Annotated in this window: 14 protein-coding genes; 6 read left to right on the top strand and 8 right to left on the bottom strand. The window is 40.7% G+C overall.

Annotated features, from left to right (window positions below; genetic code table 11):
• Positions 1-16: 16 nt before the first annotated feature.
• Positions 17-472 (bottom strand): hypothetical protein, encoded by a 456-nt coding sequence (locus NOS7524_RS07350; protein ID WP_015137852.1) that lies wholly within the window; start codon positions 470-472, stop codon positions 17-19.
• 174 nt (positions 473-646) lie between these two features.
• Between NOS7524_RS07350 and NOS7524_RS07345 the strand changes: the two genes are divergently transcribed.
• Together NOS7524_RS07345 and NOS7524_RS07340 are read left to right on the top strand one after the other, a co-directional pair.
• On the top strand, positions 647-1591 hold the full coding sequence (locus tag NOS7524_RS07345) for a WD40 repeat domain-containing protein (protein WP_015137851.1): 945 nt from the start codon (positions 647-649) through the stop codon (positions 1589-1591).
• An 84-nt stretch (positions 1592-1675) separates the two neighbouring features.
• A complete protein-coding gene (locus NOS7524_RS07340; RefSeq protein WP_015137850.1) occupies positions 1676-2671 on the top strand; it encodes a M20/M25/M40 family metallo-hydrolase in 996 nt (331 codons plus the stop codon).
• 84 nt (positions 2672-2755) lie between these two features.
• Here the strand turns inward: NOS7524_RS07340 and NOS7524_RS07335 are convergent, their stop codons facing one another.
• Together NOS7524_RS07335 and NOS7524_RS07330 are read right to left on the bottom strand one after the other, a co-directional pair.
• Positions 2756-3193, bottom strand: coding sequence for a hypothetical protein (locus NOS7524_RS07335; RefSeq protein ID WP_015137849.1), 438 nt, complete (start codon positions 3191-3193; stop codon positions 2756-2758).
• A gap of 144 nt (positions 3194-3337) precedes the next feature.
• The gene (locus NOS7524_RS07330) at positions 3338-3823 is read right to left on the bottom strand and encodes a hypothetical protein (RefSeq protein ID WP_015137848.1); all 486 of its coding nucleotides are present in this window, start codon (positions 3821-3823) and stop codon (positions 3338-3340) included.
• Between the two features lie 166 nt (positions 3824-3989).
• On the opposite strand from NOS7524_RS07330, the gene NOS7524_RS07325 reads away from it, so the two are divergent.
• On the top strand, positions 3990-5903 hold the full coding sequence (locus tag NOS7524_RS07325) for a serine/threonine protein kinase (protein WP_015137847.1): 1914 nt from the start codon (positions 3990-3992) through the stop codon (positions 5901-5903).
• A 104-nt stretch (positions 5904-6007) separates the two neighbouring features.
• On the opposite strand, the gene NOS7524_RS07320 is transcribed toward NOS7524_RS07325, so the two are convergent.
• From NOS7524_RS07320 to ndhL, 4 genes are all read right to left on the bottom strand, one after another.
• A complete protein-coding gene (locus tag NOS7524_RS07320) occupies positions 6008-6661 on the bottom strand; it encodes a hypothetical protein (RefSeq protein WP_015137846.1) in 654 nt (217 codons plus the stop codon).
• Positions 6662-6906: 245 nt separating this feature from the next.
• Positions 6907-7707 carry a tryptophan synthase subunit alpha gene (gene trpA / locus NOS7524_RS07315; protein ID WP_015137845.1) on the bottom strand — a complete coding sequence of 267 codons (801 nt, stop codon included), beginning with the start codon at positions 7705-7707 and terminating at the stop codon, positions 6907-6909.
• 85 nt (positions 7708-7792) lie between these two features.
• Entirely contained in the window at positions 7793-8113 is a 321-nt protein-coding gene (locus tag NOS7524_RS07310; RefSeq protein ID WP_015137844.1) for a DUF3007 family protein, read from the bottom strand.
• A gap of 28 nt (positions 8114-8141) precedes the next feature.
• Positions 8142-8363, bottom strand: coding sequence for an NAD(P)H-quinone oxidoreductase subunit L (gene ndhL / locus NOS7524_RS07305; RefSeq protein WP_015137843.1), 222 nt, complete (start codon positions 8361-8363; stop codon positions 8142-8144).
• 985 nt (positions 8364-9348) lie between these two features.
• Here ndhL and NOS7524_RS07300 point away from each other — a divergent pair.
• On the top strand, positions 9349-10677 hold the full coding sequence (locus NOS7524_RS07300) for a hypothetical protein (protein ID WP_015137842.1): 1329 nt from the start codon (positions 9349-9351) through the stop codon (positions 10675-10677).
• Here NOS7524_RS07300 and NOS7524_RS07295 read toward each other — a convergent pair whose 3' ends face one another.
• Positions 10678-11601 (bottom strand): lysylphosphatidylglycerol synthase transmembrane domain-containing protein, encoded by a 924-nt coding sequence (locus tag NOS7524_RS07295; RefSeq protein WP_015137841.1) that lies wholly within the window; start codon positions 11599-11601, stop codon positions 10678-10680.
• Positions 11602-12145: 544 nt separating this feature from the next.
• On the opposite strand from NOS7524_RS07295, the gene NOS7524_RS07285 reads away from it, so the two are divergent.
• Together NOS7524_RS07285 and NOS7524_RS07280 are read left to right on the top strand one after the other, a co-directional pair.
• A complete protein-coding gene (locus tag NOS7524_RS07285; RefSeq protein ID WP_015137839.1) occupies positions 12146-12697 on the top strand; it encodes a DUF6658 family protein in 552 nt (183 codons plus the stop codon).
• A gap of 84 nt (positions 12698-12781) precedes the next feature.
• Entirely contained in the window at positions 12782-13384 is a 603-nt protein-coding gene (locus NOS7524_RS07280) for a hypothetical protein (protein WP_015137838.1), read from the top strand.
• Positions 13385-13470 lie beyond the last annotated feature (86 nt).

Genomic DNA, 13470 nt, shown 5'->3' with positions numbered 1-13470 from the left:
TACTAGCCCCTAGGCTCTAGTCTCTACGCACATCAATAATTTCAGTATCTTGAATCACTTTACCATTGTGAACTAACGCCTCATGACTGTTGGCATTGAGGGAAACAGTGATTTCATTTCTACCCGGCTTAAGGTGTTCTAAATAGTACCAAGAACCATACAAGCGGGTGATTTTCTGCCCATTGATATAAATATGACCATGACCTTCTCCTGGTTTAGCTGCTTGATTAATCTTTTCTGGTGCAAATCGAAAATTAGAGACTTTAGCTTCTAAATTCCATCCTTTTGAGGCATCTTTATGTACAACTAAGTCAACTGATGGTACAGGTTGACCTGGAGTAATTTCAATTGTTTTTTGATGATGCCTTGAGTGACCATGATGTTGATTGTCTCCTCTAGCAATTTCCCCACTATTAACTAACAAAGTGAGGCAAGCTAAGGTAGTTGATGCCAGAAAAATGTTTGACCGCATTGCAATTTACAGTATCTATTGAGAAAGATGCTTTATCAGTTTTATGCGGAAATTTAAGTAAATTTTGTCACTTTGTCAAAAGACAAGCTGTAAAACTTCCCAGGAATTGGGTATAGCATTGCTCTATGATAGTCTTCATTAAGAAGGCTGCTATTTTGATACTGCATTGACATCATGGACACTTTTAACCAAAGAAATCTCCAAAATTTAGTATCTGTCCAAATTCTCAAAGGTCATTGTAGTAAAGTTCTGGCTGTTGACTTTAGTCATGATGGACAGATGTTAGCAAGTGCTAGTGATGATAAAACTATTAAAATATGGAGTTTGTTAACTAATCAGGAGCATTGCACTTTGAAGGGACATGGTGAATCTTCATGGTTTGGCAGTGTGAATACAGTAGCTTTTAGCCCAAATAGCAAAACTTTGGCTAGTGGGAGTGATGACAAAACTATTAAGTTATGGGACGTGCAAACAGTCCAAGAAATTCATACTTTTACAGGACATGAAGAAAAAGTCTACTCTGTTGCTTTCAGCCCAGATGGAAAAATTTTAGCTAGTGGAAGTCAAGATAAAACTGTTAAGCTTTGGTCATTAGAAAAACGCAAAGAAATAGCATCTTTTCATGGGTTTACTGATGATGTATTATCTGTTGTCTTTAGTCCAGATGGTAAGATTTTAGCTGGCGGTAGTAAAGATAAGAATATTAAAATTTTGTATTTAACTAAGCAACAAGTCCAAACAATTAAAACAGACGATGATTGGTTTGCCAATATTAACTCCCTGGCTTTTAGTCCAGATGGGAAAATCTTAGTTAGTGGCAGTCAGAATAAGAAAATTAAGTTATGGGATATGAATACGGGTGCAGAAATTCGGACATTAATAGGCCATGAAAATGATGTTTGTTCTGTAGCTTTTCATCCCAATGGCAAGATATTAGCTAGTGGCAGTAAAGATAAGACTGTCAAGTTATGGCAGGTAGTAAATGGTAAAGAAATTTGTACTTATCAAGGGGCTGATGATGCAGTCTATACTGTAGCTTTCAGTCCAGATGGTCAGCAATTAGCTGCTGGTAGTGGAGATAAAAAGATGATACTGTACTCTTGTTTGGATATGTCCTAATTGCGGTTATACCTTCCGGGAGATTTTAGGCTGCGGCTCGTTTGTGTTTACGCTAGTCTAGTGTGAAAGGTACGAGAAACTCAGATGAAAAAAAGGATTTGGCTGGCGCTGTTGGTGCTAGTGGCAATCGTAATAGTGGGTGGTAGAGGTAGCACATTTTTTGAGCAGCGTCCCTCACCAGAAATTGTTGAGAGTGTACCAGTAGTCACACCACAACCACAGCCTGAGTTTCAGGAAGTTAACAATGCTCCGCAAGTATCGATTGATAGATTATTAACTCATATTGAAAAGTTAAATTTTCAACGCTACACAGCAACTGAGCGATCGCGTACCCGAATCTATATTATCAATGAATTGCGAAAACTAGGTTGGCGACCAAAATTAGAAAAATTTTCTGATGGTGTAAATATCTTTGCTGAACGCGCCGGAACTGACACTAAAGGCGGCGCAATTTTAGTTGCAGCCCATTATGATACTGTTGCCGAATCTCCTGGTGCTGATGATAATGCCAGTGGTGTAGCTGTTTTACTAGAAATAGCGCGAGTTTTTCGTTCTCTCCCCACACCTCAAACATTACAATTGGCCTTTTTTGATCAAGAAGAAGCCGGATTACTTGGTAGTAAGGCGTTTGTTACTGAAGAAAAACGCTTGCAAAACCTACGTGGTGTCATTGTTATGGATATGGTAGGTTACGCTTGCTACACAACAGGCTGTCAAAAATACCCGACGGGTTTACCTGTGACTCCACCCAGCGACAAGGGTGATTTTTTAGTAGCTGTGGGTGATACAGAAAATTTACATTTACTCAATGCCTTTGAGAATTCAGATACAGCTAATTTGCCAGATGTTTTAAAGTTACCTATTCCCCTCAAAGGCTTGCTGACACCTGACACTCTCCGCAGTGATCATGCGCCTTTTTGGTATCAAGGAGTAGGCGCTGTTTTAGTCACAGACACAGCCAATCTCCGTACACCCCACTACCATCAACCTAGTGATACACCGCAAAATATCGAGCGATCGTTTTTTGCTGGTTCTGCACAGATTGTAATCAATGCGACTAATAAGTTGTTAAGGCAATAGGTAATAGGCAATAGGTAATAGGCAATAGTTTTTATTTTTTCTCCTCTGCCCCTCTGCCCCTCCGCTCCTCTGCCCCTCTGCCCCCTACTTCCCTTGCGGGTAAGTTAAAGTCCAGTTTTGAGGATTATTTAATTGAGAGTATAAACCTTGGAGAATCAACCGCAGTGCAATGCGGGTTTTGAAATAATTTCTGATCAGATGGGTGTTTGGTTCAGCGAAGATATCATCATAATTTTGACTGTACCCAAATGGTTTAGAACATTTACTTTCCCCACCTTTAACAGTTAAGACGAAAAAAGGAGTTTTCTTGTATTCGTCAAGAACCATAAATATTCCATATACATGGTGTTCACCACGCCACGGCTGAACCACTACCTTAGTTGCTTGTACTTGAAACTTTTGGGTTTTTGATGCTAGAAAGGCCTCTGAATTGCATTGAGTATCATCACTAGGCCACCAAAGCGTAATGAGAAACAATGATAGTAAGCATATGAGTGTATAGATGGTAATTTGGCGACGCATAGAGTCAACAGGACATCTTCTATAGCTGCTGTTGTTCTAAAATTACCAGCCACAAACAAGTCATCCAGGAAAAAATAGAAAAGCAACATATATTAAGTAGGCGATCGCCTACTCGACTATCTTATTAACATGAGCGATCGCACCTCACCCAGGTAAATTTGCAAACACCTGCCCAACTAATTCCTTAGTCTTTTCTTCCAATTGTTGCCAATCAACTTCACCTAAGTCATCAATTAAACTTGGATCAATATTAACCGTTTCACTTTCTGGACTGTAATTAATAAAACATACCTGATAGCATAATTCCCACAAATCAATACTGATTTGTTGGTCTTGACGTTGCAAACATAAGTGGTATCCTGGATGGGGCATTGGTAAACTAGCTAGGGTTTCTCTGATGGCATCTGCTCGTTCTAAAGTTGCAGTTTCCATTTCTTCTAATAACTGAGTTACCAAAGCTTTGATTTCATCAGTGGTGTTAGCAGGCCAAATCAGCACGTCTTGGTAAGTTCCTTTCCAAGCTGATTCATCTAGCTGCTTGCGAAGATTATCAACAACGCGAATAAAAGCAGGTTGCATGAGGAGTTCTGCCTGCTGCCATGTAACTTGGTCTGTTATTCTAGGTGGCATCGGTAATTAACAAAGGCACTAAAAGAAAAATTTACAGTCTGTGTTTATTAAAAGAATTGCGTATTAAGTTCAAATCTTTTATCAAGATAGCGGATTTCACTGCCAAAAATTTGGAGATATTTATTACCATCGGGAAAACTTAGGTGATAACTCTGGGGAGGGATTTATGATAGGCAAGCTACTAGACCACCGTTACCAAGTCGTTAGAGTTCTAGCTACAGGAGGATTTGGTCAAACCTACATAGCCCAAGATACCCGCAGACCAGGCAACCCCATCTGCGTTGTTAAGCACCTACAACCCGCTAGTTCTGACCCCAGAGTTTTTGAAACTGCCAAGCGTCTGTTTAACAGCGAAGCCGAAACTTTAGAAAGGCTGGGTCATCATGACCAGATACCCCGATTACTGGCTTATTTTGACGAAAACCAAGAATTTTATTTAGTTCAAGAGTACATAGAAGGACACACCCTCACAGAAGAACTCATCTCTGGGAAGCGTTGGAGTGATAGCCAAGTTATTCAACTGTTGCAGGAAGTTTTGACTGTCTTAGAGTTTGTTCACCAGCAAGGGGTGATTCACCGCGATATTAAGCCAGATAATATCATTCGTCGCACTTCAGACAATAAATTAGTTTTAGTAGACTTTGGTGCAGTTAAGCAATTGCGGACACCAATGGTTATGGTTGGTGGACAACCCACTGCGACAGTCGCTATTGGTACTCCTGGCTATATGCCGACAGAACAAGGCCAAGGTAAACCCCGCCCCAATAGTGATATCTATTCTTTGGGGATTATTGCCATCCAAGCTTTGACGGGACTAACAGCCGCCGAACTACAAGAAGACCCAAATACAGGTGAAATTCTCTGGCAGCATTTAGTTAATGTCAATTATCGCCTGGCAGAAGTGTTAACTAAGATGGTGCGTTATCACTTCAAAGACCGTTATCAAACGGCAACAGAAGCACTGCAAGCTTGTCAAAATGTGATTAATCCTGTAGCTGTATCTGTGTCTTCTACAGCCCAAAAATCTATTAATACTTCTAAGTACGAACCTACTACATTACCATCTCGGTTATCTCGACAGCAAACTTTAGCCGTAGCACCAGCTAACCCCCCTTCAGTTCAACCATCTCGTCCAAATTCTGAAAAATCTGACCCCTGGCCATTATTAATTGGGGTGTTATTGGCGGGTGGTGCAGCTGCTTTGGTGGCCAATTTCTATCCCAATGTGAAAAACTTTGCTGGTAATTTCTTGGGTAATAATGCAGCTAGTGCGGATAAATGCCTGGCGGTGGTGGCTGGTAACTCTAATATCCGTTCTGAACCGAGTTCGATTAATTCTGATAATGTTTTAAAAACAATTGGCGAAAATAGCAAGTTTGAGGTGACTGGCACCCGGACAAAACGGGGTTGGGTGGAAATTAAACTGAACTCAAGTCGGTTAGCTTGGGCGCACTCAGATGTGATTATTAATAATCAGGAATGGATTTCTTGTTTGCGTGACAGAGGTATAGCTCTGAAAACAGTAGATGATAGTACATTAATCGCTGCTCGACCTGTTCCCCAAGCTAAACCACAATTTGATAACCCAATGGTGTCACCCTCAGCACCAGAAGATGCCCCAAGTCCCACGCCAACACCGTCTCAGGAAAAGAGTACCGAGATTGTGGCTAAAGCCAGACAAAAGTATGAATCAGGTGATTTAATAGGAGCGATCGCTACACTCAGATCAATTCCTCAAAATGCGTCTGCTGGTATTAAAGAAACGGCAGCCATGATTAACCAGTGGCAAGAAGATTGGGCGAAAGCAGACGCACTCTTTAACGACATCAATCAGGCCATAGATAATGGTCAATGGGATAAAGTTTTAGACTACAAAAACCATCCCGAAAAGTTACCCAATATTAAATACTGGCAAGATAAATTAGAACCGTTGTTTCAGCAAGCAGCCGAAAATGTCAAAAAACAGGCATTTCCTCAAAACAACAATCTAGAAAAGCAAAAAAGTCCCTCACAAGAAACACCTGAAACTGAGGAACCAGAGATTATTAACCCTTCAGAATTGCCTCAAAATGGTTATTAACGGGAAACAGGGAACGGGGAACAGGGAAAGCCTACAAAATTCAAAAATTCTTGAGAACAATCTCCCCTGCCCCTATGCTCCTCTGCCCTTCTGCCCTTCTGCCCCTACCGCATTTCGTCATATTCATGGGTTTCCATGCGTCTGGCATCCATTCCGGCTGGGGGTAGGAATTCAGCACGTCGCACAGGAACTAAAGGCTGTGTATGACCTTGGTAGGGATGAATTACTTGTACTGTCCTGGTAGGACGTTGGCGCGGTGAGAACAAAGATAATACGCCAGCGACTACAATTCCACCACCAATGGTGAGAGTCGCCCCTCCGGCTGCCCAAACGATGGGTGAATTAAACCAAGGGGTTTCAGCTTGGAAAGCGGCGGCTGCTACTTTTTGGCTGTTTTGCTGGGCTAATTGCAGCTGTTGGTTGTTGTAATTCTGGAATTGAAACTGGAGTTGCTGATTTTGCGCTCTGAGTTGTTCGTTATCGCTTTTTAACCGATCCAAGTCCATTTTCAGCCGTTCTAGTTCTACTCGCTGTTCAGGATTAGGCGCAGCAGGTGGCTGATGGGGATATTGTGCTTGTCCGTAGGGGGGGTATTGCATAGGGGGTTGCATTACCTGGGGTGCTACTACGGTGGCTGGCATTTGGGGGGCAACAGCGAAGTTAGGCTGTAGGGAAGAAGCGTTTGTCCCCCTGAGCAATAACAGCGCCGCCAGTCCAGCTACGGCGACACCGCCAATAAATGCCATACTCTCACTCATCGCCTTTCCACCTCAACTGCGATGTCAATTTTACAACTTTTGCCTGACCCACTCTCACACTCATAATCTTTATAAGCCTATTTAATTTCACATAATACCCAAAGCATTAGCTGCTATATCAGCTAGTTTTTTTACCACTTAGTATTCCAATGTTAATATTCAAGACTATAAATCGTAAATTGTCCACCAAATACGGGTAAAAAAACTGCGTTGTTATACTTTTTTAATCTACTTTATCTTGATCATCAAGATGTCTTGATGGTTGCTTTGAGACTTTGACTAAATTGAGCGATCGCACTTAGTCCTTCTTCGGGTGTACCTTCGGCTAATCGTTTCACAAAGGCACTACCCACAATGGCTGCATCTGCTCCCCATGCTTTGACTTGACGTGCTTGTTCTGGTTGGGAAATGCCAAAACCGACACCAATGGGTTTATCTGTAACAGAGCGAATTTTCTGTAATAAATCAGATACCCGTGTTTCCATTTGCGATCGCATCCCTGTCACACCAGTTACACTGACCAAATAGATAAATCCTTGGGAGGAGCGAGCAATGGTTTCTATCCTCTCAGATGAACTGGTAGGCGCAATTAATAGTGTCAAGTCAATACCAATTTCACTAGCTGGTTTGAGTAGTCCGCCTGCTTCTTCTAGGGGTAAATCAGGAACCACCAAGCCAGATACCCCAGCCGCAGCAATTTGCTCTAAAAATTTGTCAATGCCCCGGTGCAGAATGGGATTGTAATAAGTAAATAAAATAATGGGTGCTTGTAAATTGGGAGTAATGGCTTGCAACATTTCCAGTACACCCTCTAGTTTTGTTCCCCGTTGTAAAGCGCGGGTAGCAGCCGCTTGAATCACTGGCCCATCGGCGAGAGGATCAGAGTAGGGAACACCCAATTCAATCAAGTCAGCCCCACTAGAGTCTAAAATCTTCAACGCTGCGGCTGTAGTTTCTAAATCTGGATCACCAGCAGTAATAAACGGAATCAGAGCGCACTCTTGATTCCGCTTGAGGGTTTGAAAGCGATCGGAAATAGCGGTCATTAATCAGTAGTCATTAGTCATTGGTCAAGAGTCAATAGTAACAAACAACTGACCTTTGTTAGTGGGGAGTGGGGAGTGAAAATTACTAGCCTCTCGCCCCTTTTTCCTGTTGCTCCTGCTCAATCTCCGCTTGAATTCTCGCTAATTCTTCGGGAGAAAGTTCGTCCAGGCGTTTTTGGAAAAAGGCTTGTTCGTAATCTTCTCGTTGCTGATGGTAGGTCATTTGTTTTCCCATCGCACGTAAAGCATAGGTGGCTAACCAAGCAATCAACCCAATCACTAGGAAGGCTTGGCTCCATATACCAGCTTGTTGACTATCTAAACCTACTAGCTGTAACCCCAAATATACCAAGCCACCAGCAATAAAAACTCCTAAGCCAATTCCGATAGCATCAATCCGTCGCATGAGTGTTATGACCTACCAATCAATCTTGTTAAACTTCAATTTTTCGTGGCTTGGGCCGCAGATTCACAAACGGTGACAAAACCAACAGTCCTGGAAAGAAGAAGAAAACCATAAAATACATAATGGTGCGCTCAATCGAGCCTGCCGTATACCAACGTAGGTTCAAGTACAGCATTAAAGCCACAGGCACAACTAACAAATAAGCTCCAGCTAAAGCCAGATATAGCAAGGGTACAAAGGGTACAATCATAAACTCTCTCTTGGGATGGTTCAGATCATTTAGTGCATCTGTTTTCCATCATAGGCTGAACAGAGAGGCTGAAGAAAGCGTAACTATTGGGCTTTTAAATGACTCTCGCAAAAATTCCTGATTATTGCTGATCCAAATCATAAAATAATGCTACAATAGCGAAGGCGCTAAACCAGCAGTGGTCTTGTTAAACAAGGTGGAAGATACTCAAGCTATTTGAGTGCGAGGCATTAAACGCCACTCTCAACGAGAGACAACAACTCGCCCAAGTTAGATACAAATTTTTCCATCAGGTTGGACAAAAGACGCAATTAATGCTGGAATAGATGAGGAGGTATTTGCTGCCTCCAAAAAATAACTAACTCCCAAGACAATGGGGGGGTGTGGCGGAATGGCAGACGCTACGGACTTAAGTAATTGAGCCTTAAAGAAGAAATTCTTTAAGTGGCAGCTCTCAAACTCAGGGAAACCTAAATCTGTTCACAGACAAGGCAATCCTGAGCCAAGCCGAAAGAGTCATGAGTGCTGAGTAGTGAGTAAAATAAAAGCTCACAACTCAGAGGTTGTAACTCTAAGCTAGTCGGAAGGTGCAGAGACTCGACGGGAGCTACCCTAACGTAAAGTCGAGGGTAAAGGGAGAGTCCAATTCTCAAAGCCTATTGGCAGTAGCGAAAGCTGCGGGAGAATGAAAATCCGTTGACCTTAAACGGTCGTGAGGGTTCAAGTCCCTCCACCCCCATAAACATTTAAAAACATCAGCCTGCCTAAATCATCTAGGCAGGCTTAGTTGTCTGTAACTTTAAGCCTCAGTATTTTCTCTGAGCGATCGCGGCGGAATAATTGCATAATTGAGTAACTACACCGTAAATTTACTAATTGCCAAGAAAATATCACTGTAGCTTTGAATAAGCTGATTGATAGTCTCATCTGTGAAGGGTAAGCTAATAACAATATAATTAAAAACTCGTTGGTCTTGAGAAATTACATGACCGCTAAGACTTTACTCGGTAATCTACTAAGTCAAGATAGTGTTCCGTTAAACTCTCACGAGATAACTATCCCAATTATTCAGGATAAGGTTTACAGATTCTTTTTAGAGATTGTTAATACTGCTTCACCAGAAGATGTTTTACAAGAATTTAAATCTTTATTTATCGATTGTCTGGCATCGGTAACATTAAATAATGTCCCAGTCATCAAGAAAATCGTATTTTTAAATGACGAAGCTGAGTTTCGTCATACAATCAAACGTTCTTGCTATATTTTAATCAATAATTGGGCATCTAAGAGAAAACATAATTATATTCAAGAATTAATTGATTTATTTACTAAATTACCTAATTCTGAAATAATTAATAGCTATCAAGAGGTAGAAATCTATAGAAAATGGCTAGAAAATTTTGTTAATAGCCAAGATTTTAAAGAACTGAAAATATTTAACTATAAAAATGATAGTAAAAGCAAAGAACACTGGAGCGATCGCTATGCTGCTTATTTATTGATTGCTCAATCATTAGATGCAGATAAACCCAAGGAACAGCAAGAGGCAGCTATCAAAGTTTACAGGCAGATGAAAGATAAGTATAAATTTGATTTAGCTATGTATATTGCCCGTTCTCAGTCTTCTGCTTCCAGTGCTACACGCTATAACAACCCCAGTATTTTGGGTGATAATGTTTTGCGTCTGATTAAAATGATAGTAGTCAAAAAAGGTCAATTTAGTTATGAAAACCTAGCAAATATATTTCTGAAGCAAACTGAAAATCAAACACTGAGAGAGTTTAAAGATAGTTTGCAGCAATATCTATTTTTTTCGGTTGGTAATCAAGAAACTTCTGCGCTGTTACAGCAATCTTTAAAAGATAAGCTCCAATTGTGGAAAAGAGAACTCGATAAAGAACATATTAATAAGAATTTATTATTAAGAATTTGCAATAAACTAATTGATTATCTAACTATAGAAAATAGACAAGAGCCTTCAAAGTTATTTATTTTATTACTTTCACATGGTCATCCTTTAACTTTAGTGATTATTCTGCTCAAGATAATTTTTATTTGTAGACATTCCCGCAGTCATTTAGAAACTAGGATTGCTGATTTAATCAGTTACTATAAACATCAGTCCGAGGATGAATGCCAATGGATCATTCATTTTATCGAGTTTTTTAATATTACCTTTGCCATTTATGCGGAAAATGTAGAATATAACTTGTTGAAAATGGCAGAAGATAATTCCATTCAAGATGCACAGACAAATTTAGATATTTACCGTGTATTTTCACAGGTAAAAGGAGATTCTTCTCAATCTTATTAACTACTTGGCGAGGCGTTCATCTAGCCCAGCTAACCCAGCCCCAGCTACTTCGGCAATGATACTAATGAGACGATACAAGGCGATCGCACTAATCACCGCCGCCGAGGGAAAGCGATGTTGTAAAAGAGCGATCGCTGTAGCTTCAAATACACCCAAGCCGCCAGGCGCACCAGGAACCACCAACCCCAACAACCAAGCACAACTAAAAGCACCCAACAACAAAGGAATTTGATTCAGGTTCAAGGGCATCAGGGCATACACAGTTAAGATAAAGCCCATACCCCGCAGTGTTAAAAATCCTAACTCTCCTAATAAAGGTCGTAGAGGATAGCGTGCAATACTAACAACAGCACTGGGCTGGAGATGAGATTTTTTAGCTTTCAATTTGGACAACAAACTAATCACTGGGTTCAAAAACCGGGGATGTACTGCATACAGGATAATTGCCAAACTCAACAACTGTAATCCCCGTAAAGTCAGGGTAGTTTTGGGGGCTGCGAATTGACTACCGAAGAACACCACAATTATTAAAGCCGCCGCCGCCATCAGTAAGGGTTCTAGTAAAACGCTGAGAGTAGCCGCACCAGCAGTAATATTGGCATTTTTGGCGGCGACAATGCGCCCATAGTAATGCCACACATTACCCGGTAAATACTTAGCAAGGTTAGTTTTCAGGTAAACCTGAATAAATTGGCTAGGTGGTACAGGTTGATTTAACTCTTTGAGAATCCAAGTCCAGATCCAACCAGCCCAGGTATGCGCCAGTAACGTGATACCGGTAGCGATCGCTAAAATCGACCATCCTACTTCATCAATGCGGATAGCTGTCACCTCACCCCAGTTATCCTTGAGGGCTTTACCGACAAAAACTAATGTTGCCCCTAAAATTACCCAACGTAAAATTTGCTTCAGTTTGATAGTCATTTAATCGCTATAACACCCAAGGCTGAATTTGCTCAAATCTTATGCTACATCAGCTAAAAACAGATTTTTGTCAAAATTTCACAGACTATATAAATTTATTTAATGTATATTTTTTGACTAACTACCCCAGATATTTATCTTTTGTTAACAATAAAAATTTTTGGATTTTGCTGTTTATTCAGCCTATTACTTTTGATTTATATGGGAATGATCAACGTAATTTGATAAGTTTAATATCTGGCTAAAGGTTGATATTATCGTACTGAGTTGTGGAATTTATTTAATGATTAATTCATGCAACTAGGTTTAAAAACTTTTGTTTTATCTATTTATTTATATCTTTCCATAGTTAGATAAAATTGGCACATTTTGGCTAAAAATAATGTGACCTACGCTAGAGGACAAACTCAATTTTAAATTTTAACATTAAAGACTATTGGTCAAATTAGTAAATAACTAAAACCAAAACCAGCACGCAAAAATCTGCTTATTTAGTGCCTACAAATAAGCAATTTAGCTTGTCTTTAGTTAAAAGGAGGAATGAGTGGACAGTCTAATATCTTTATGGAAAAAGCTACGACTGCGCCAAGTTTTAACTGTATTTTTGGCTGGTCTATTGTTAGTATTTAGCACTGCTTGTACTCAAGCAAATCCTCAAGGGTCAAATCCCAGAAATCCTGCGGTACAAGCTGGCGGCGCTAATAATCCTTATAAGAATGGTGGAGACAACTATACCAAATATAGGATGTCTACCGACCCCAAGATTAATCAGGAAAAAGACCGAGCTAGCTTACAAATAAATCCACAAGTTTTGATTGCTGTTAATAGAGAATCTGAACTACTCTACCCTGGTGCTGAAACACCCACAGGCAGAGTAATTAAAGAAGGGGAATTGCCCATCATTACTGGAAAAGACTTCCAACAGCCCAAACCAGGCGGTTTAATTCAGCGTGAACCAGATGTAGGCACTCGCATTCAAGAACGAATTGGAACTGTCCAAGAAAACGTGAAAGAGGCTTCTGGTTTTTTAAAGGAAAAAGCCGATGAAGCAAGTGCTAGACCTGAATTACAAAAGAATCCCGCAGTTGGTAGATAGCATAGCACTCTTGGCGCTTGCTCATTTATCAAATTTCCTCTTGGTGAACGTTACATCAAAGTACAAAATTCAAGGAGTCATATTATGAAAAAAGTCATTGATTGGGTAAGAAACCTTCGTCCCTTAAAAGTATTCACAGTTTTTTTGGCGGGATTATTGCTGTTATTTGTACAAGCTTGCAATCGTCCAGGAATTGCTGCACAGCCATCACAACCTGGCGCTCAAGCACCGAATGTAGAAAGATACGATCCCACAAAAAGCTATCCTTTGAATGCTCCGCAAGGTGGGATGAACAACTTTAGTGATGTAGATCCCAGAGCTAGAGCCGAAGAAAAAGCAGCAGAAGCTAAAGCCAAAGCTTTGCGGGATATGGCTAAAAGAAATGTTGAGGAAAAAGGCATTGATAGCACAGAACAATATGTTCGTAATTATCAGCAAGGCACACCCTTTGATCAAAGAGTCAAGAATCTAGGTGAAGATATCGGTAGTTCTGCTGAAGAAGTACGGGAAGGCGTTACTAGAGGAACTCGACGCGGACTGGAAAATATCAAAGAAAACACCCAGAACGCTGCTGATGATTTAACTAAGAGTGTTCAGCGTGGCACAGAAGATACTGGCAAAAATATTCAGCGACGAGCTGAAGATGCCGCCAATGCAGTCAACAGAACAATTAGAGAGGCTAGTTAATACAGAAAGGTGGGAGTAGGGAGTTAGGTGTAGGGGTGCGACGGTCTACTACTTCTCTTAATATACAAGGGTGCGTCAGTCAGAGA

Source organism: Nostoc sp. PCC 7524 (genome assembly GCF_000316645.1).
In the GTDB taxonomy this organism is placed as follows: Bacteria; Cyanobacteriota; Cyanobacteriia; order Cyanobacteriales; family Nostocaceae; genus Trichormus.
The sequence above is the reverse complement of the archived record's forward strand: the minus strand, read 5'-3'. Positions and strand labels throughout refer to the sequence as shown.

What these genes read in the sequence shown, in the direction of transcription:
- NOS7524_RS07350 (WP_015137852.1), bottom strand. Translation starts at nt 472, where the DNA reads ATGCGGTCAAACATTTTTCTGGCATCAACTACCTTAGCTTGCCTCACT.
- NOS7524_RS07345 (WP_015137851.1), top strand. Translation starts at nt 647, where the DNA reads ATGGACACTTTTAACCAAAGAAATCTCCAAAATTTAGTATCTGTCCAA.
- NOS7524_RS07340 (WP_015137850.1), top strand. Translation starts at nt 1,676, where the DNA reads ATGAAAAAAAGGATTTGGCTGGCGCTGTTGGTGCTAGTGGCAATCGTA.
- NOS7524_RS07335 (WP_015137849.1), bottom strand. Translation starts at nt 3,193, where the DNA reads ATGCGTCGCCAAATTACCATCTATACACTCATATGCTTACTATCATTG.
- NOS7524_RS07330 (WP_015137848.1), bottom strand. Translation starts at nt 3,823, where the DNA reads ATGCCACCTAGAATAACAGACCAAGTTACATGGCAGCAGGCAGAACTC.
- NOS7524_RS07325 (WP_015137847.1), top strand. Translation starts at nt 3,990, where the DNA reads ATGATAGGCAAGCTACTAGACCACCGTTACCAAGTCGTTAGAGTTCTA.
- NOS7524_RS07320 (WP_015137846.1), bottom strand. Translation starts at nt 6,661, where the DNA reads ATGAGTGAGAGTATGGCATTTATTGGCGGTGTCGCCGTAGCTGGACTG.
- trpA (WP_015137845.1), bottom strand. Translation starts at nt 7,707, where the DNA reads ATGACCGCTATTTCCGATCGCTTTCAAACCCTCAAGCGGAATCAAGAG.
- NOS7524_RS07310 (WP_015137844.1), bottom strand. Translation starts at nt 8,113, where the DNA reads ATGCGACGGATTGATGCTATCGGAATTGGCTTAGGAGTTTTTATTGCT.
- ndhL (WP_015137843.1), bottom strand. Translation starts at nt 8,363, where the DNA reads ATGATTGTACCCTTTGTACCCTTGCTATATCTGGCTTTAGCTGGAGCT.
- NOS7524_RS07300 (WP_015137842.1), top strand. Translation starts at nt 9,349, where the DNA reads ATGACCGCTAAGACTTTACTCGGTAATCTACTAAGTCAAGATAGTGTT.
- NOS7524_RS07295 (WP_015137841.1), bottom strand. Translation starts at nt 11,601, where the DNA reads ATGACTATCAAACTGAAGCAAATTTTACGTTGGGTAATTTTAGGGGCA.
- NOS7524_RS07280 (WP_015137838.1), top strand. Translation starts at nt 12,782, where the DNA reads ATGAAAAAAGTCATTGATTGGGTAAGAAACCTTCGTCCCTTAAAAGTA.